This is a genomic window from Streptococcus sp. 1001283B150225_161107_H12 (assembly GCF_015552665.1).
Taxonomy (GTDB): Bacteria; Bacillota; Bacilli; order Lactobacillales; family Streptococcaceae; genus Streptococcus.
Map to the genome: position 1 here is coordinate 50,784 of NZ_JADNFC010000004.1, position 19,065 is coordinate 69,848.

Below are 19,065 nucleotides of genomic sequence, written 5' to 3' on the forward strand. Positions count from 1 at the left end.
AAGGCACTATCAGAATGGCAGAATCCTTAATAAGCACCTCAAAGTCTCTAACTCATAAATATGAGATTCTAAACAGTTAATTCATTTGGATCCTAGCAAAAATGACACAGAAATCCTTGAAAAAGAGAGCTTATTTCATGATATAATACTGATAAATATTAATTCTAGGAGTAAGGTATGACTATTGAAGATAAAGATGCTGAATTAAAATTGAAAATCGGTAAAAATATTCGGGGAGCTCGTCTGAACCAACATATGACTCAAGCAGATGTTTGTGGAGATGAATCAGAATTAACTATTCGTCAACTTGCTCGTATTGAAAACGGCCAAGTATTAGTGTCTCTTTCTAAATTAATGTTTTTATCTCAGAGATTAAATTATCCAATAGAGGACATCATAGATGTAGACAAAATAGAAATACCCAAGCGGTATCTGGAATTAAAAAATAAAATAATCCGATACCATACCTACGGTGATGAAGAACGTATTGGTTTGTTGGAAGACATGTTTGATGAAATTTATGAGCATTTTTATGACCATCTACCAGAAGAAGAACAATTACTGGTTGAAGTTTTACAAGTTCAACTAGATGTTTTTACTAGTCGAAATATTACCTATGGGTTGAGTTTGCTCGAAGAATATTTCCAGCAAATTTTGAAAAAGAAACAATACAGTTACAATGATCTCCTAATTATCAATTTGTATTTTCTTTGTTGTGCTACTGGTCTAGAAGATAAAACTTATTTTGAAGAATTATCTAAAAAAGTTTTATTATATATTGATTATAGTGATAATGATCGTATCTATATACTTGAAAGAATATTGATAGGAATTTTAATACAAGTAAAAACAGAGGATTACTTAATTTATACCAAAGTTTTACGCGAGATAACTGAAAGTACAAATAACTTCCAACACAAACCTGCTATTTATGCTTTTGAGGCTAAATATTATTTGAAAGTGGAAGAAAGTTATGAAAAAGCAGAGCAATCTTATAATAAAGCTATTGAGTTTGCTAAGATGCTGAACGATCCGGTTCTAGTGAATAACTTGACCAAAGAAAAAGAACGAGATTTAGGTGGGAAGGAATCAACTGTATAAGCAAAGAGAAGTTTACGAACTTCTTTTTTTATTGCTCTTGCTAACCTTGTTAGTAAACCGACTTGACTCTTGCAAATCCCCAGCCGATGGCTAACCTGACCTAGATGTCATGTTCTTTTTGTTTTCTTTGAACTACAATAGAAGCATCAAAAGGAACACACAAAGAAAGGAAGAATCTGATGGTATTTACTAACACATTAAATCTATTTTGTGACGAGATGATGTATCTATGAATAAAGATTTAACATACGAGATATCTTCTCATTTTATCGAACAAAAAAGGATTACCATCACAAACCAATCAAAAACAAGACGTCTCTGTAAGGTGATGGTCAATCATATACTTTTTAAAATTCTATTATTAGCTCCTAATGAAAAAGAGACATTGGTCTATGAAAAACCGGGAGGCATTGAAATAATTGAAATGACTGATTTAACAGAAAGCGAGGAAAACGAATGACTTCAATGGTTGTTGCAAGAAATATCGTGAAAACATTTGGCAGTAAGACTGCCTTAAATTCTATTAACTTTGAGATTAGAGAGGGAGAGATTTTCGGATTTCTGGGACCATCTGGATCTGGGAAAACGACGATGATCAATATTCTTACTGGGCAACTACTACCAGACAGTGGAAATACTCAATTGTTAGGAAAAGATTCTCAGGATCTACATCCGACAGATTTAGAAAAAATTGGGATTGTTAGTGACCAAAGTGGCTTCTATGAAAAACTATCCTTAGAAAAAAATCTCCTTCTATATGCAAAGCTTTATGGTATTAATTTGAATAGAGTAGATGAGTTACTTGATCAGGTAGGGCTGTTAGCTAGCAAAAAGATATTAGCAGAACAATTATCTACTGGAATGAAGCAACGGATGTTGCTAGCTCGCGCTTTAATCAATCAACCTAAAATTCTATTTTTGGATGAACCAACAAGTGGTTTGGACCCAACAACTTCAAAATCCATTCATGAGTTGTTAGTTCACTTAAAAGAAAGTGGGACCACAATCTTTCTAACCACTCATGATATGAACGAAGCTACTTTATTATGTGATCATTTGGCCTTGTTAAATAAAGGAAAACTCATTGAACAAGGTAGCCCAGCAGATATCATTCAAAAATATAACACAAATAAACGGATAAAAGTTATTTATAAAAATCACCAAGAAAGAATCTTTGATTTTTCAGAATTATCGACATTAGCTACAAATGATCTTATTTCTATCCACTCATGTGAGCCAACTTTGGAAGAAATCTTTATAAGATTAACGGGGGAAAAATTAAATGTTTAATCGAATGAAAGCATTGCTATGGTTAAGAAACCAAACCATTATCGCAAATAAAAACTTACTGGTACAAGTGTTGATGCCCTATGGCTTGCTCATTATTTATAAGAATTTTATGAATTTAGGGAAGGACAAAGGCCTTGACTTAATGTTCCTCTGCTTATCCACAGCAATTGCCATGTCTGTTGGCAGTACTGTTTCCACTATTATTGCTGAAGAGAAAGAAAAGAAGAATCTTAAAACGCTTTTACTAAGTGGTGTACGACCATACGAATATCTCATCTCAGTTTTAATACACCCAGTTGTCATTACTGTTTTGAATATGGTTTTATTTCCTATTATTGCAGGTGCAGATCTTTCTAAAATTTACCTTGAATATACTTTAGTCGTTATTTTGACAGCTATGGCTGTTATTCTCATTAACCTATGCATCGGAGCTTTTTCTTCGACACAATCAAAAGCGCAAATCAATGGCTTACCTGTTATGTTGATTATTGCAATGGGACCAAACTTGTCTCAAATGAATCCTGATATCGCTGATTTTATTAAATATACTTTTCTTGGAGCTTATACTGAATTATTCACAAAAGCAGAGTTTAGTTTAACGAGTTGTTCTTTTCAAATATTAATCGCTTGGATAATCTGTTTGTTCATTCTTACATCCTTGTCACTCAAGCTTCATAAACATTCAAAACCGCGAAATAAGTTACCCAAAGAGCGGGCTGTGAATACTGAATGTGTGTAAACAAAAAGATAATTCCTATTTCATATACACCTTCTAAAATGATGGTCGGATTCAACTAGTATATAATTTGAAACAGCTAAACTTGATTTATCTCCCGAACTCTTAAAGAGTCGGACCCCAGAAAACGACCAACCATCAAAAAAACCATCGCCAACAGACGATGGTTTCTGTATTTCTTTGATTAGCCTAAGGAGTTGACATAAGCATCCACTGCTACAATGGCTTGAGCAATATCAGATGCTTGTACCTTGAATGGCATTTGATGGATGGTTTCTCCTTCAATGGTGGCTTGTTGGCCAACCTTGAGAAGATCTTCGTAGCTTGCATTTTCAAGATGCATTTCTTTCAGAGTCGTTGGCATACCGATTTGTTGATAGAAACGAATGTATTTGTTCAATTCTTCTTTTGGACGGTTTTCCAAGAACAATTGAACTAGCGTTCCGTAGGCTACTTTTTCACCGTGTGTCAAATGGTGGATGTCTCCAGTAAGGGCTGTAAAGCCATTATGGATGGCATGAGCTGCTGCCAAGCCACCACTTTCAAATCCAATCCCGCTGAGAAGGGTATTGGCTTCAATGATGTTTTCAAGAGCAGGCGTTACCACTTTGGCTTCACAAGCAGCCATGGCTTGAAGTCCGTCTGCAAATAAGATTTCTTCACAACGTTGCGCAATCGCGACACCAGCTAAAGTTTGGTGTTTGCCTAGCATGGTTTTTCCGTTAGCTTGCATCACTGCACGCGCTTCAACCCAAGTCGCTAATCCATCTGCGATACCAGAAGCGAGCAAACGTTTTGGTGCTTGAGAGATGACTTTGCTATCCACCAAGACCAATTCTGGGTTTTTAGAATAGAATATATAGCGAGCAAAAGCACCTTCATCCGTATAGATAACTGACAAGGCTGAAACCGGAGCATCTGTAGAGGCAATGGTCGGAGCAATGACGACTGGTGATTTTAGAAGATCGGCAATGGCTTTTGCACTGTCGATGGTCTTTCCTCCACCAAGTCCGATGACTAAGTCACAGCCATTTTCTTCTGCCAGATTGACCACACGATTGATTTCATTATCAGAAGCTTCACCGTTGAAGAACACTGGCAAGACTGTAAAGCCATACCGAAGGAGATACTTTTCAAAACGTTCACCTACGATATCATAGACTACTGAATCACAGAGTAAAACGGGATGACTCCCCAGTTCTAAAATAGGTTTTGCATTTTCAAATAAAGCATTTTCACCTTGAATGTAACGGGATGGGCTGGCAAAATTTCTCATACACTCCTCCTTTATCAAATTGTATTCTTATGATGAACAGCTGACCAATCTGCCTCGAAGTCATCTACTGCTTTTGCAATAGAAGGCATTCCAAAAGCTGCTTCAAAGACATCTGCCCCTGCCGTAATTGCTTGTGTTCCTTCTTTAAATGCTCGATTAACTTGAGCCACATTTTTAAAGGAAGCTGCTAGAATTTTGCTTGATGAATGATTACGCTCTATGGCACTCGCTAACTGAGAAATAACCTGAGCTGAATCAATGTTTAAGTTTTCCATACGATTGTAATAAGGTGCTAAATAGTCGGCTCCTGCTTCAATAGCTAACAGTCCTTGAAAAACAGTATAGATTGCTGTTGCAGTAATTTTGTAACCCTCTGCTTTTAACACTTTAATTGCAGCAAGTCCTTCAGGTGTTACTGGAACTTTAATATAGGTATTTTCATCGCATTGTTCTCGAATTTCGGCCGCATCTTTTAAAATTCCTTCATAATCTTTTGCGACAACTTGAACATGGATGGAAGGAGATCCTCCGATGATTTCCCGCACCTTATGGATACGATCAAAAAAATCAATGTTCCCTTCTTTTTTAGCAATTGTTGGGTTCGAAGTTACCCCAGCAAGGGGTAACACTCGTGCCCATTTTTTTATCTCATCTAAATTTAAAGTATCAAGCATAAATTCCATATACATACCTCTTTACTATAGAGTATGCTCTGTCCGTCCAATAATATCATCTTGTGTTGCTCTTGATAGTACATTGAAGAAGGCTGAGTAGCCAGCAACACGTACAATTAAGTCACGGTGTTTTTCCGGATGTTTTTGAGCATCTAACAACGTTTCTCTAGAAACCACATTGTATTGAATATGGTATCCATGTAGACGATTAAAGAACGTACGGAGTAAAGCAATAAGTTTTAATTTATCTTCTTCTTTGGATAAAGTTTGTGGGTTTACTTTTTGGTTCAGTAAAACACCACCAACAATTTCATCTGTTGGCAATTTAGAGACAGATTTTAGAACAGATGTTGGGCCATGTTGGTCCATATTGTGGGATGGAGAGCATCCTTCTGCTAGTGGAGTTCCAGCATTACGACCGTCCGGAGTAGCTAATGTTCCACGACCTTGTCCTACATTGGCTGAAATAGAAGATGTACCTGAGTAACGGATACCACCGATTGGCCCACGTCCATAGCGAGTATTTGGATATTTAGCAATTTCATCCACATAAATATCGTATGCTTCTCGAACTAAGCTGTCTGCATAGTCATCATCGTTTCCATACTTCGGTGCATCATGGATAAGCATCTCTTGGATTTCTTTTCCACGTTCGCCCTCGTAATCGGTTTCCAGAGCGTGCCATAGCTCTTGTGGCGTTAAGCGTCCTTCTTCGAATACCAGTTTCTTGATTGCTGCAAGTGAATCGGATAAGTTTGCAATACCCACTTGTAGACCAGAAATATAATCGTAGACAGCTCCACCTTCTTTTAGGTGTTTTCCACGTCCAATACAGTCATCTGTCAAAGCTGAACAGAGGATATCTGGCACTTCTCTTTCAAGAGATAGGTCGATAGAGTTTTCTACGATCACACTCATGCGGGTTAAGTGGCGCAAAGTCTTGTCCCAAGCAGTCTGCAATTCATCGAAGCTCTTCATGTTTTTAAAATGACCGAAGCTTGGTGCAAAGCGCTTACCAGAAGCAGGATCGATTCCATCGTTCATCGTGATGAGCAAAACTTTAGGGAAGTTCATATAACTCATACCTGTACAGCGATATCCCCATTTACCTGGAACAGCTGTTTCTACACAACCAATTGCACTGTAATCATAAGCATCTTCTTCAAGAACACCTTTTGAAATAAAGGATGGAATAATGATCTCATCATTATTGAAAGCAGGCATACCGAATCCGAGCTTCATAACTTCAATACATTCGTTCATGAAGCGGGCATCCAAACCAGCATGGTAACGAACAGTTAAGTTTGGTTGAGGAAGGTGAGTTTGAGCAACAGACTTCAACACTAAATAAGACAATGGGTTAACGGCATCTTTCTTATCACGCGTTTGACCACCAATCGTAACGTTTTGATAAAGCGGACTACCTGCAGATGAGAAGGTATGTGCTTGACTACGTACTTTGTTAATTGTAATAGTCTTAATCCAAAGGTTGGTCAAGCGTTCAACAATACTCTCTTCAGTTTCCCGTCCACTTTCCAAATCAGCTTTAACGTATGGATACATATATTGGTCAAAACGGCCATATGAAAGTGAGTGTCCATTTGATTCAATCTGAAGAATACATTGGATAAACCAAACAGACTGAACAGCCTCTGCAAATGTACTTGCAGGCTCGTATGGAACTTTCGAGCAAATCTCTGCAATTTCAAGCAATTCCTTCTTACGTTCAGGAGTTGCTGTTTCAGCAAGTTGTTTAGCAAGTTCCACAAATCGTTGAGCATAGGTCTTAACAGCATCAACTACGATAAAGATAGAATCGTAAAAATGGTACTTATCAATGCTAGCTGGATCCGTTAGATCTAGGGCTGCTTTAGCTTGGCGAGCTCTTTCTTCAAAACCTTTCAAGCCATATTGCAATAATTTTTGATAATTGACCGCTAAGTGAGCATCTCCTGAATTCATCTTCCCTTCCATACCGAAGAATCCTGTTTCCATATAGACAGATACTTCTTCAGGTAGAAGAGCTCCAGCTCTTGCACGTAAGTTATTATTTTCCCAGAACGGTGCGATACTACGGAGCTGCTCTTTCGTTTCTTCCGTAATATAGAAGACGTCACCATCCCGCTTTTCAAAAAGATCCAATTCCTTCAGAACGAACTCTAAAGTATATTCTGGGAAGATCGGAGCATCTTTATTAGAGGATGCTTGGTTTCCAGCAATCATGGATTCATCCTCAATATAGATTGTCATATTTTCAAGAATCTCTTTCAACATATAGGCACGTTTAAGAACATTTGGTTGTTCCTTATAACGATCATATGCCTTAGTTGCAAGAACGGCACGTTCAGCGTCGATATAAGGCTTCTTGTTCAAGACATCTTCACGATACTTATTCATGCGTTCAGTGAGGCTTCCAAAATATTCTGTTTTAATGCTTGTACTTGCTACTTCTACTTGTTTCATTTTTTCAAAACCTTTCTTTTGAAATTATTTTGTTTTCTTTCGTAACTATAGTAGCATTAAATTTTACGAATTTCAATGAATTATGGATTATACCTATAAATTCTATTCTAGTCGCACATCTGTGCATTCCTAATAAACGCACTATTTTTCAGCTTGTAATTCATTGTTATAAGCAAGATTATCTTGGAATTTAAAGAATGGGAAGTATACAACTGTCGAGGTTGCAAGAACTAGCACTTGAACGAAAGCACCTTGCCAACCTCCAACCATAAATCCAGAAATAATGGCTGGTGTACTCCAAGGAAGTGTCACACCTGAGAATGGATGCATGAACCCAATAGTAATTGAAGTATAAACAATTATCGCTGCTAAAATTGGAACGATAATAAATGGAAGGAACATCACTGGGTTCATTACAATTGGGAAGCCAAATACGACGGGTTCATTAACATTGAAGATTGCAGGAAAAGCTGCAACTTTCCCAAGTGCCTTATATTGTTTTGACTTAGCAGCAAATAACATAGCAATAACCAAACCAAAGGTTATACCTGATCCAGACAAAATAAGGAAACTATCTAGGAATTGTTGGGTTACAATGTGGGCACCATTTTCAACGGATAGCTTCCCAGCTGCCAACATTGATTTATTGGCATCCAGGTTAGAAAGTAGCAAGGCTGTTACTACACCATTGACAACTGATTGTCCATGCACACCAAACCACCACAAGAACGAAATAAAGAAGGCAATTCCAATCGCTCCGTAAAGTGATCCTGTTAGACCTTGTAGAGGAACCTGAATGACATCATAAATCATTTCAATGAAGGTACCGCCACTTGTCACTACTTTTGATACGATATAGACAATCATTGATAGTAAGAAAATCACGAAAGCAGGAATCATCGCTTCAAATTGTTTGGCAATGGCTTGAGGTACTTGTTCTGGCATTTTAATAACAATATGTCTTTGGATAAACACAGTATAAATCGCACCAACTACCAGACCAATAATAATGGCACCAATAATCCCTTGACCACCAAACCATACTTTTGCAATGGCATCACCAATCGGTTCTCCCTTAGCTGGTACATAAGAAGATTTTAACAAGATAAAGAATGAAGATAGGGACAAAACTCCTGCTGGCAAAGGCTCTACTCCACTGTTTTTAGCATATGAATAACCAATGGAGAAGCAAGAAATTAATCCCATGATGGCGAATGTTCCTGAATAAACCTGCATAAATGGCTCTGTCCATGTATCGCCAAATACACTAGCAATAGCCTGGTTAAGACCTTCAAATGGTAATTGCCCAATAATCAGAAACAAACTACCAACTACCGTTAATGGAAGGATCGCTAACATCCCATCTTTAAGAGCAATAATTCCTTTCATGTTTACAAAACGCATGATTGGAGCGATAATTTTCTGAGAATTAAAATTAGACATGGGAAGCCTCCTTATTTTTCTCCTAGCAATTCTAGAGCTAGATTTAGTACTTTCTTACCATCCAACATCCCATAATCTGCCATAGGGATGACAGCAATAGGAATATGGTTTGCCTCACAAATCGCTTTTGATTTATCCAAAGTATAAGCTACTTGAGGGCCCAACAATGCGACATCGATTTCTGGGGCAAAATCTGCTAATTTCGCTTGAGAATAGGCATCGATTTCAGCATCAATCCCTAATTCCTTAGCCGCCACCTTCATATTATTTACCAACATTCCTGTTGAAAATCCTGCTGCACAAAACAATCCAATTTTCATCTTCTTTTCCTCCTTATTGTTTCGCTGAAAGTTCTTTACGTAAGTCAATCATTTCTTTAATCAAGTTAATCTCTGTGATTGAAGTCATTAAGTGATCTTGTGAGTGCACAAACAGAGCTGTAATATCTGTCTTTGTCCCACCTGCTTCCTGGGCTAAAAATTGTGTTTGCAGGTTATGCGCTTCTAGCAATGCTGCATCTGCTTTTGCAATTTCGCCTTCAGAAGATGTAAAATCGCCCTCCTTAGCATATGATAAAGCTTGGTAAATATGCTGTTTAGCATCACCCGCATTTAAAATCAATCCCATAATAATTTGGTCTGCAACAATTATTTCCATGTGCACTACACTCCTTTGTTAATCTACTGAAAGCGCTTTTTCTATTGTCAATATACCATTTATATTTTTGCCGGTCAATAAAAATCGCAACATTTGGTTGTTATTTTTGTTTTTTGCACATTTGTGCTATATAGCTCAAAAAAATAAGGACCGCATTTCTGCTGTCCTATTTTTTAGTAAATTGCTGATCACCATCTAATTCTAAAACTTTTAAGATCGTCGCTTCATCTGTGACTAAATGATTGATATAGTTGGCTTTCAAAACCGATAAAATAGCTTTTGCTTTCTGATCACCGTAGGCTAAAGAGATGGTGTTTGGTACCTTTCTCAATTCCTCCAATGTGATAGATATTGTTCTTTCCTGTAATTCAGGATAAACGGGGACACCTTCTTGATCAAAGAAACGACAGCATACTTCTCCTACAGCATGTTCTGACTCCAATTTCCTAAAATCATTTGATGTCAGCATATCAAACCACTGAGGATTCTTGCTATCTGCATAGCCACCAATCCCTACAGCCGCAACATCCAAACAACGCCAACTAGCTTTCAAATCCTCAAAATACTTAGAAGATAAGATGCCTTCCGTCACCTCAGAATTTTCTTGAATGACACTCGCGTTTATAAAATGACATTCCCCATGAAATTTACTCGCCATACTGTAGATCAGCGTATTGACATGGTAGCGAGCATGAATATGACTGGGACCTCCAGCTAGGGGATAAAACTGAACACCATCCAAGCGCTTCGTTCCAACTTGTTCTACCATTAATCTGAGAGACTTGCCCCATGAAAATCCGACTGTCATTCCATCTTCAATCAAATTACGAAGCATGACCGCACTTGCTTGCGCCAGTCGCTTTTCAAGGCTTTCTCGAGGCTCATCAACTAGATTCGGTATAATCTCGATAGCTTTTAAGCCATATTTTTGTTTGATATAATTTTCTAAATGGAAGAGGCGAGTATCAAAGTTTTCAATTTCAATTTTTACTACGCCCTCTTTCTTGGCCTCTGCTAGCATTCTGCTAACAGTTGTACGGTAGATTCCAGTTTCTGCTGCGATTTGCGATTGACTTTTGTCTTCAACATAGTATAGGTAGGCTAATTTAGCAAGTAACTTTTTCCGTTCATCTTTCAATTGGCGTCTCCTTCTTATACTAAAGTTAAAATCGTTTGCGAATCCTCAAGTTTTTCTTTCGCTTCTTGAGATATATTCTTATCTGTTATGACTCTCGAAACTTGTGAAAGTGCAAATCGTCTGACAGTTCCACATTTCCCAAATTTACTTGAATCTGTTAAGACAATCACTTCTTTAGAAACATCGGACATAGCTTGAACAACTTCACTTCTCATCATATCTTTCCCAGTAAAGCCAAGTTCATCATCATATCCGTCAACCCCTACAAAAGCAAAGGGAACTCTAAACGAGCGGATTAATTCTTTCAAAAGCGGACCTACAGTCACTCTCGATTCTTTTTGAAATTCACCACCAAGTAGGATGATTTTACAAGAATCATATTCCTGAATATAATCTGCAATAAAGTAAGAATTTGTCACAATCTTGACATTCTTTTTTGTTTGGCAAATTTCTTCTGCTAGCAAGGCACATGTAGAGCCCGATTCAATCAAAACCGTGTCGTTATCCTTAATTAATTTAGCAGCTTCCCTGGCTATTCTTTTCTTGGTATCATATTGAAAGGACAATCGAACATTGATATCATCTCCACTATTTAAAACAGCATAGCCGTGTTCTCTATGCAATAATCCTTTGGATTCTAGCTTGTCCAAATCCTTTCGAATGGTCACTTTAGAGACTTGTAATTTCTCAGACAAGCTATTAACATCAATCTTTTCAAATTCCGATACTAATTTCAATATTTCATCTAAACGTTGCATTGTTTTTACCTCTTCTCTATTTTAGCAAATTTTCGAGTGAATTCAAAACAAAATAAACTTTCGTTCGTAATTGAATTAGTTTCTTAAATAATGTATAATGGACTTACTAGATTGATAGGAGAGCAAAAATATGGAACAAAATCGTGGCATAATCTTTAATATCCAACACTTTAGTATCCATGATGGCCCTGGAATCCGAACTACTGTATTTCTAAAAGGATGTCCCCTGCGTTGTCCATGGTGCTCCAATCCTGAATCCCAGCGTGCAAATCCTGAAAAAATGTTGGATGCTGTTACTAAAAAGGAAACCATCACAGGAGAAGAAAAAACAGTTACAGAAATCATAGATGATGTCTTAAAAGACGTTGACTTCTATGAAGAATCTGGTGGTGGCCTTACCCTGTCTGGTGGAGAAATCTTCGCTCAATTTGAATTTGCCAAAGCAATCTTAAAAGCTGCGAAAGAAGTTGGACTTCATACTGCAATCGAAACGACAGCTTTTGTTGAACATGAGAAATTTGTCGATCTCATTCAGTATGTTGATTTTATTTATACAGACCTTAAACATTACAATACACTTAAACATAAGAAGGTTGTCGGAGTCAACAATCATCTGATTATTAAAAATATTCATTATGCCTTTGCTCAAAACAAAACAATCGTTTTACGTATTCCAGTCATTCCTAATTTCAATGACTCTTTAACTGATGCTGAAGAATTTGCTTCTCTTTTTAATTCTCTCGATATCGATGAAGTACAACTGCTCCCATTTCACCAGTTTGGAGAAAACAAATACAAGCTTTTAGGACGTCGCTATGAAATGGAAGGAATAAAAGCCCTGCATCCAGAAGATTTATATGACTACCAGCAAGTTTTTTTAGATCATGACATTCACTGTTATTTCTAATCCACTCAAAAATCCCCAAAGCTAGTTTCAATTTACTGAAACTTGGCTTTGGGGATTTCTTATTCTTTCACGAGCATCGAGAAAAAGAGAGATTGCCTGGTGAGCATGGCCCACATCGTCAAGAAAAATCAATAAATTGCTTAACTGAAGTCAAGACTACTTCCTTTGGAAAAAAGATAAATCAATTGGCATTCATGGAATGCGGCATTGATTTCCTATTTTTCTGCAGGAAGTTTCGGTAAACCGAATCGTCTCTCCTATCTTACATTACCAAATGATCACGCGGTCTTCTGGTTTTCGCCACATGCCATCGCCTTCTTTGACATCAAAGGTTTCAAAGAATTCATCAAAGTTTGGCAATTGGACATTGGTACGGAGTTTTCCTGGTGCGTGCACGTCAACACTTGCGAGGAGTTGCATGTACTCTGGTCGAGCTTTCATGCGCCAGATGCGAGCAAAGTTGGTAAAGAATTCTTCTGCGGAGAAGTCTGCTTCTTTCTTAGCGGCTTCAAGGGCTGCGGCAATTCCTCCGAGGTCTGCCACATTTTCAGAAACGGTCAATTTCCCGTTGATCTTAGCACCGTAAGAGTCTTGGCCTTCGAACTGATCGATGACCTTTTGCGTGCGAGCAGTAAAGGCTTCGTAATCTTCTGGCTTCCACCAATCTTTCAAACTACCGTGCTCGTCAAAGGATGCTCCATTGGTGTCAAAGGCGTGGGAGATTTCATGGGCAATGACCGCACCGATTCCGCCGTAGTTAGCTGATGACGATTGGTGAAGGTCATAGAAAGGCGCCTGTAAGATCGCTGCTGGGAAAACGATTTGGTTTTGTTGCGGATCATAGTAAGCATTGACCATATTAGCTGGCATGTGCCACTCACTCCGATCGACTGGTTGGTTCCACTTGCTCCAAGTATGGGCAATGGAAATTTGAGCCAATTTTTGAGCATTTTCCACCAAGGTCTTGCTCTCGTCGATGATCTTTTTGGCATACGTTTCTGGTAATTTTTCAGGGTAGCCGATATGTGGTGTGATGACATTGAGCTTGACAATGGCTTTTTCACGAGTTTCAGGAGCGAGCCAATCCGCTTTTTCTAAGCGATCCTTGTAAACCTCAATCATGGTCGCTACTTTATGCTCTACGTCTGCTTTCGCTTCTGGTGAGAATTTTTCGCCCGCATACCAGAGTCCAAGCGCTTGGCTATAAGGCCCTTCCGCCAAGGCCAGAGCGGCTTTTTCTTTCGGACGTGCTTCTGGTGTCCCTGTAATCGTACGGCTATACTCACCAGATAAGACACGGATTTCTTCAGTCAAGAAAGACGTCCAAGAAAGAGCTGCACTGAGTTTCAACTTGGCATGAAGGGTTTCCCAGTTGGCTGCTGAGTAGAATTTTGGCGCAAATTCCTTCCAGAAGCGCTCTTCTGGAACAATGATAGTATCTGGCGTTTGCCCGATCACTTCTGTAAAGAAGGTATCGAGTGGCAATTCTGGAACCAAGGCCTTGAAATCTGCCCACTCATAAGGATGGTAGAGTTTGTTGTACTCGGATTTTTCTTCGTTTGACAAGACATATTTGGCCAATTCTGCATCGGCCGCAATCACCTTATCCAGGATATCTTTGATTTCTTCCTCTGAGAAATCAAATTTTGCCAAGAGCTTTTCAACCATTTGACGCCAAACAGCCAATAACTCTGGGCCTTTTTCATTGCCTTCTTCATAGTAGGTCGTATCAGGCAAGATCAAACCGAGTGCTTCTCCCCACAAGACATTCATTTGGGCATTCATAAAGTCTGGTGACACGCTAAATGGCATGAGATTTGGTTTGCCAGCTAGCTCATAGGTCCCCAACTTACTGGTATAGTCTTCAAAAGAAGACAAGGCCTTGATTTCATTGATCAAGGGCATAGCTGGAGCCACACCAGCTGCTTCTCGCGCATCAAAATCTGCCACCATCTTGTGGTATTTGACAAAGTTTTGGAGAATACTGTCTTCTGGCAGCTCTTCTCCTCGTTGCCATTTTCCGGTAATATCCAACATCAAGTTTTCGATCTCTTGGATCAAGTCCATAAAACCACCGGTTGACGGTTTGTCATCTGGAATCACAGCTGTCTCAGCCCATTTCCCGTTGACGTAATCATAAAAATCATCTTGTAAACGTACCATGATCTTCTCACTTTCAATCTTTTGTAATAACCTTATCAAAAATAGGTCTATTTTTCAATGATTACAAGTGAGTTAATCTAAATTATTTAAAAAAATTAACTTGACTTAATTTTTTAATTTATGTATATTAATGGTAAAGGAGAAAAATCATGATTCAAATTGAACATCTAAGTGTTGCTTACCAGCAAACACTGGCCTTGGAGAATCTTTCTCTCACCATCCAGGGTCCAACCATCCTAGGAATTCTTGGACCCAACGGAGCTGGAAAATCAACCTTGATCAAGGCTATGCTAGGACTTCTCCCTCATTCGGGAAAAGTCCTACTCGATCAAAAAGATCTCGACCAAGTTCTTCAACGAGTGGCCTACGTCGAACAAAAGACAGCTATTGATTTCCACTTCCCCATCACGGTGCGAGAGTGTGTCTCACTGGGCCTCTACCCCCATCTTTCTATCTTCAAGCGAAAAAGCAAAGAGGATCTCCAAAAGGTGGAAGATGCCTTAAAACTTGTCAATCTCCTTGATCTCGCGGATCGCCAGATTGGCCAACTCTCGGGAGGGCAATTCCAACGGGTCCTAATCGCCCGCTGCTTGGTCCAAGAAGCAGATGTCATCTTTTTGGATGAGCCCTTCGCTGGAATTGACTCTGTTAGCGAGGACATCATCATGCAGACACTCCAAACCCTGAAAAAGGAAGGCAAGACCATCCTGATCGTCCATCACGATCTCAGCAAGGTTCCAGCTTACTTTGACCAAGTCCTCCTCCTTCATCGCAAACTGATTGCTTTTGGGAAAACAGAGGAAACCTTTACCAAAGAGAATCTGCATGCAGCCTACGGGCATGAACTCTTTATAGGAGGTGAAATCAGATGATTGCAGAATTTATCGATGGATTACAACAATTTCATTTCCTCCAAAACGCTCTCATTACAGCTATTGCCATCGGGATCGTCGCCGGTGCGGTCGGATGTTTCATCATTCTGCGAGGCTTGTCTCTCATGGGGGACGCTATTTCGCACGCAGTCCTTCCAGGGGTGGCTTTGTCCTTTATCTTAGGTATCAACTTTTTTATTGGCGCCATCATCTTTGGCCTCTTAGCTTCCATCCTGATCACCTATATCAAGAGCAACTCCATCATCAAGAGCGACACTGCGATTGGGATTACCTTTTCTTCTTTCCTCGCCTTAGGGGTCATCTTGATTGGAGTCGCTAAAAGTTCCACTGACCTCTTCCACATCCTCTTTGGGAATATCTTGGCCGTGCAAGACCAGGATATGTGGATGACCATTGGTATTGGTGTGGCTGTCTTACTGGCGATTTGCCTGCTCTTTCGACCCTTGCTACTTACTTCCTTCGACCCTGTCCTCGCTCAATCCATGGGCGTTCGGGTCAAGGTCTATCACTACCTTCTCATGGTGCTCTTGACCTTGGTTTCTGTCACTGCTATGCAGAGTGTCGGGACCATTCTCATCGTCGCCATGCTCATCACACCTGCTGCGACGGCCTATCTCTATGCCAATAGCCTCTGGTCCATGATGCTCCTTTCATCCGGATTAGGTGCTCTTGCATCCATCCTAGGACTTTTTATTGGTTATAGCTTCAACATCGCTGTCGGATCTTGTATTGTCATCACTTCTGCCGTCTTCTTTCTCATTAGCTTCTTTATCGCTCCCAAGCAGAGAAAGAACAGACATTCCCCTTCGTACTAAGATTAATCTCATAAAGGAGAAAAAAATGAAAAAACTAACTTCCGTCTTAGCCCTCTTTGTGGCTCTCTTATTTGGTTTACTGGCTTGTAGCAAAGACTCTTCTTCCAAGTCCTCATCCGATAAATTGAAAGTGGTCACCACCAACTCCATCCTCGCAGATATGACAAAAAATATCGCTGGAGATAAAATCGAGCTACACAGTATTGTCCCTGTCGGCCAAGATCCCCATGAATACGAACCACTCCCAGAAGATGTCAAAAAAACTTCACAAGCAGACCTCATCTTCTACAACGGCATCAACCTCGAAACGGGTGGCAATGCTTGGTTTACCAAGTTGGTCAAAAATGCTAATAAAGTAGAAAACAAGGACTATTTCGCTGCCAGCGATGGCGTAGAGGTCATCTACCTAGAAGGCCAAAACCAAGCTGGAAAAGAAGACCCTCACGCTTGGCTCAATCTCGAAAACGGGATCATCTATGCTAAAAACATTGCTAAACAATTGATCGCCAAAGATCCAAAAAATAAGGACTTCTACGAAAAAAATCTAGCAGCCTATACTGAAAAACTGAGCAAGCTGGATCAAGAAGCCAAGCAAGCATTCAATAACATCCCAGCAGAGAAGAAGATGATCGTAACCAGTGAGGGTTGCTTCAAGTACTTCTCCAAAGCCTACGGCGTCCCATCTGCCTATATCTGGGAAATCAACACTGAAGAAGAAGGGACACCTGAACAAATCAAAACGCTGCTAGAGAAATTGCGTCAAACCAAAGTACCGTCCCTCTTTGTCGAATCCAGTGTCGATGAGCGTCCTATGAAAACTGTGTCTAAGGATAGCAATATCCCTATCTTTGCAAAGATCTTTACTGACTCGATCGCCAAAGAAGGCGAAGAAGGCGACAGCTACTACAGCATGATGAAATGGAATTTGGAGAAAATCGCAGAAGGTTTGAACAAATAAGATTCCAAACTGATTAGATTCTCAAACAAATCAGTGGCTCTTCCCCCTTCATTAATGTACAATGAAAAGAAAAAAGGAGTCTTTGCTATGACAACATTTTTAGGAAACCCTGTTACCTTTACCGGATCTCAACTTCAAGTTGGCGATACTGCTCATGACTTTTCACTGACTACACCAAACTTAGAGAAAAAATCTTTGGCTGATTTTGCTGGGAAGAAAAAAGTCCTCAGCGTGATCCCATCTATTGACACAGGTATCTGTTCCACCCAAACACGTCACTTCAACCAGGCCCTCTCTGACATGGAGGACACTGTGGTCTTGACGGTTTCCGTCGACCTTCCTTTCGCTCAAGGTAAATGGTGTGCTGCTGAAGGGATCGAAAATGCCATCATGCTCTCAGACTACTTCGACCATTCCTTCGGAAAAGCCTATGGCCTCTTGATCAATGAATGGCATTTGCTCGCACGCGCTGTCTTGGTCCTAGATGCGGACAACAAGGTCACTTACGTCGAATACCTAGACAACATCAACAGCGAACCCAATTACGACGCGGCAATCGAAGCCGTCAAAGCACTTGATTAAATAAAAAAGAGGTCTACGACCTCTTTTTTATATCTACAAAATTCGTTCAGAGACTTTCCTTAAGAGAATTTCTAAGAGTCCTTTTTCTTCAATCCGAAAGAGGACTACTATAAAAACCGATGGAGTCCATTCTGAAGGAGGACTCGCCAGCGTAAGCGTGGGATGCCTCTGAGGAAACTCCGCACACGCTTTGCTACCTGTTGCTTGTAGCTCTTGCCTCCTTGTGCAAAGGTTCCCTTCCGGCTCCAATAGCCCTGCTCTCCACGATCATTCTTCGGAGCTAGATAGCGAACACCTTGCTGATAGAGGACCTTCTTACGAAAAGGTGGATCCCACGATTTGACGGGATCGATATCCAAGTCCTTATGAGTCCGGCCTCTGGCTAAACCATAGTTGAAACTGGCTCCATTGACAATGCCATTTTCAGAAATCTGATTCGGGTCCACTTCGTTGAGAAACTGGCCACCCTGATCCAGGATATACTCAGTATGAAAGTTGAGCAAGACCTTAAAATTCAACTGGGCCTGAGCACGCGATGGGAAGGCGAGCTGGCCGTTTTGATCCACATAGACCTTATTGTGAAGACGAGCCGCCTCATAGGCATCAATCTTAATTCCTTTTGTCTCCTGTAAGTAAGCTTGTAGCGCCTCTTCATCAGTCTGTCCAGTTTTGGCATAATGCTCCCGAATCCACTGGGTCTGGTAGGCAGAGAGCAGATAGCGGAACTGGTGGATCTGGCGTTTTAAGAGCTGATCTCCTGCTTTGCTGGCTAATGAATCCAGAGCAAAAGCTACTTGGACCACTCTTGAAAAAGAAGACCAAAAAGGTGAATGAGGGTGACAATCTGGCCAGAACCGCTTCAGTAAGAAGGCGGTCTCCTCACAGGTTCCCGATAAATCCCGTGGCATGAGACAGAGATGCATAACCCCTTTTAAGAGGGCCTGGGCACGACCTGCCGTCAATCCTTGCAGTTCTCTCTGCCACATCTCTTGGAAAAGAGGGCTGGCAAAGACAAAGACAGAGCGGTAACAGTCTTGCCTTCTTGCTTCATCTTCGCAAGACTGCAGTCGTTTTTCTAAGTAGCTGAGACCTCTGGTCGTCCAGCCCAGTTTTTCTAATTCCCGTCGCTTCATCTGCCCCCTCCTTTCCATATTGTTTTCGGTTTATGCTTCTATACTATCATCTTTCGCCCTCCCAGACAATTCCTATCC

19 protein-coding genes are annotated in these 19,065 nt (G+C 40.1%); 9 read left to right on the forward strand and 10 right to left on the reverse strand.

Annotated features, from left to right (window positions below; translation table 11 throughout):
• Positions 1 to 177 precede the first annotated feature (177 nt).
• From I2C87_RS06900 to I2C87_RS06915, 4 genes are all read left to right on the forward strand, one after another.
• A complete protein-coding gene (locus tag I2C87_RS06900; protein ID WP_120701313.1) occupies positions 178 to 1,101 on the forward strand; it encodes a helix-turn-helix domain-containing protein in 924 nt (307 codons plus the stop codon).
• Between the two features lie 229 nt (positions 1,102 to 1,330).
• Positions 1,331 to 1,561, forward strand: a complete 231-nt coding sequence (locus tag I2C87_RS06905) for a hypothetical protein (RefSeq protein WP_120701314.1) — start codon at positions 1,331 to 1,333, stop codon at positions 1,559 to 1,561.
• Complete coding sequence (locus I2C87_RS06910) at positions 1,558 to 2,391, forward strand: ABC transporter ATP-binding protein (protein ID WP_120701315.1); 834 nt, start codon at positions 1,558 to 1,560, stop codon at positions 2,389 to 2,391. Before I2C87_RS06905 ends, I2C87_RS06910 begins: the two co-directional genes overlap by 4 nt.
• On the forward strand, positions 2,384 to 3,130 hold the full coding sequence (locus I2C87_RS06915) for an ABC transporter permease (RefSeq protein ID WP_120701316.1): 747 nt from the start codon (positions 2,384 to 2,386) through the stop codon (positions 3,128 to 3,130). The genes I2C87_RS06910 and I2C87_RS06915 overlap by 8 nt, the downstream gene beginning before the upstream one ends.
• A gap of 181 nt (positions 3,131 to 3,311) precedes the next feature.
• Here the strand turns inward: I2C87_RS06915 and I2C87_RS06920 are convergent, their stop codons facing one another.
• The 8 genes from I2C87_RS06920 to I2C87_RS06955 form a co-directional block, all read right to left on the reverse strand.
• Positions 3,312 to 4,403, reverse strand: coding sequence for a glycerol dehydrogenase (locus tag I2C87_RS06920; protein ID WP_195324306.1), 1,092 nt, complete (start codon positions 4,401 to 4,403; stop codon positions 3,312 to 3,314).
• Positions 4,404 to 4,417: 14 nt separating this feature from the next.
• Positions 4,418 to 5,086: a fructose-6-phosphate aldolase gene (locus I2C87_RS06925; RefSeq protein ID WP_135783216.1), complete on the reverse strand. Its 669-nt coding sequence runs from the start codon at positions 5,084 to 5,086 to the stop codon at positions 4,418 to 4,420.
• A 15-nt stretch (positions 5,087 to 5,101) separates the two neighbouring features.
• Positions 5,102 to 7,540 carry a glycyl radical protein gene (locus I2C87_RS06930; protein ID WP_195324307.1) on the reverse strand — a complete coding sequence of 813 codons (2,439 nt, stop codon included), beginning with the start codon at positions 7,538 to 7,540 and terminating at the stop codon, positions 5,102 to 5,104.
• 141 nt (positions 7,541 to 7,681) lie between these two features.
• Positions 7,682 to 8,983 (reverse strand): PTS sugar transporter subunit IIC, encoded by a 1,302-nt coding sequence (locus I2C87_RS06935; RefSeq protein WP_195324308.1) that lies wholly within the window; start codon positions 8,981 to 8,983, stop codon positions 7,682 to 7,684.
• Positions 8,984 to 8,994: 11 nt separating this feature from the next.
• The gene (locus I2C87_RS06940; RefSeq protein WP_013904534.1) at positions 8,995 to 9,303 is read right to left on the reverse strand and encodes a PTS sugar transporter subunit IIB; all 309 of its coding nucleotides are present in this window, start codon (positions 9,301 to 9,303) and stop codon (positions 8,995 to 8,997) included.
• Positions 9,304 to 9,316: 13 nt separating this feature from the next.
• Positions 9,317 to 9,640: a PTS lactose/cellobiose transporter subunit IIA gene (locus I2C87_RS06945; protein ID WP_048691622.1), complete on the reverse strand. Its 324-nt coding sequence runs from the start codon at positions 9,638 to 9,640 to the stop codon at positions 9,317 to 9,319.
• A gap of 166 nt (positions 9,641 to 9,806) precedes the next feature.
• The gene (locus I2C87_RS06950; protein WP_006595063.1) at positions 9,807 to 10,778 is read right to left on the reverse strand and encodes a sugar-binding transcriptional regulator; all 972 of its coding nucleotides are present in this window, start codon (positions 10,776 to 10,778) and stop codon (positions 9,807 to 9,809) included.
• 14 nt (positions 10,779 to 10,792) lie between these two features.
• On the reverse strand, positions 10,793 to 11,536 hold the full coding sequence (locus I2C87_RS06955; RefSeq protein ID WP_048717589.1) for a DeoR/GlpR family DNA-binding transcription regulator: 744 nt from the start codon (positions 11,534 to 11,536) through the stop codon (positions 10,793 to 10,795).
• A 130-nt stretch (positions 11,537 to 11,666) separates the two neighbouring features.
• Here I2C87_RS06955 and I2C87_RS06960 point away from each other — a divergent pair, with 130 nt between their 5' ends.
• Positions 11,667 to 12,443: a glycyl-radical enzyme activating protein gene (locus tag I2C87_RS06960; protein WP_195324309.1), complete on the forward strand. Its 777-nt coding sequence runs from the start codon at positions 11,667 to 11,669 to the stop codon at positions 12,441 to 12,443.
• Between the two features lie 267 nt (positions 12,444 to 12,710).
• Here the strand turns inward: I2C87_RS06960 and I2C87_RS06965 are convergent, their stop codons facing one another.
• Entirely contained in the window at positions 12,711 to 14,606 is a 1,896-nt protein-coding gene (locus I2C87_RS06965; protein ID WP_195324310.1) for a M13 family metallopeptidase, read from the reverse strand.
• 149 nt (positions 14,607 to 14,755) lie between these two features.
• On the opposite strand from I2C87_RS06965, the gene I2C87_RS06970 reads away from it, so the two are divergent.
• From I2C87_RS06970 to tpx, 4 genes are all read left to right on the forward strand, one after another.
• Complete coding sequence (locus I2C87_RS06970) at positions 14,756 to 15,478, forward strand: metal ABC transporter ATP-binding protein (RefSeq protein ID WP_048788741.1); 723 nt, start codon at positions 14,756 to 14,758, stop codon at positions 15,476 to 15,478.
• Complete coding sequence (locus I2C87_RS06975) at positions 15,475 to 16,314, forward strand: metal ABC transporter permease (RefSeq protein ID WP_009732123.1); 840 nt, start codon at positions 15,475 to 15,477, stop codon at positions 16,312 to 16,314. Before I2C87_RS06970 ends, I2C87_RS06975 begins: the two co-directional genes overlap by 4 nt.
• Positions 16,315 to 16,339: 25 nt before the next feature.
• Positions 16,340 to 17,272: a metal ABC transporter substrate-binding protein gene (locus I2C87_RS06980; protein ID WP_048788740.1), complete on the forward strand. Its 933-nt coding sequence runs from the start codon at positions 16,340 to 16,342 to the stop codon at positions 17,270 to 17,272.
• Between the two features lie 87 nt (positions 17,273 to 17,359).
• Positions 17,360 to 17,854, forward strand: coding sequence for a thiol peroxidase (gene tpx / locus I2C87_RS06985; RefSeq protein ID WP_040802778.1), 495 nt, complete (start codon positions 17,360 to 17,362; stop codon positions 17,852 to 17,854).
• Positions 17,855 to 17,961: 107 nt separating this feature from the next.
• On the opposite strand, the gene I2C87_RS06990 is transcribed toward tpx, so the two are convergent.
• Positions 17,962 to 18,987: a DUF3114 domain-containing protein gene (locus I2C87_RS06990; protein ID WP_195324311.1), complete on the reverse strand. Its 1,026-nt coding sequence runs from the start codon at positions 18,985 to 18,987 to the stop codon at positions 17,962 to 17,964.
• Between the last annotated feature and the right edge of the window lie 78 nt (positions 18,988 to 19,065).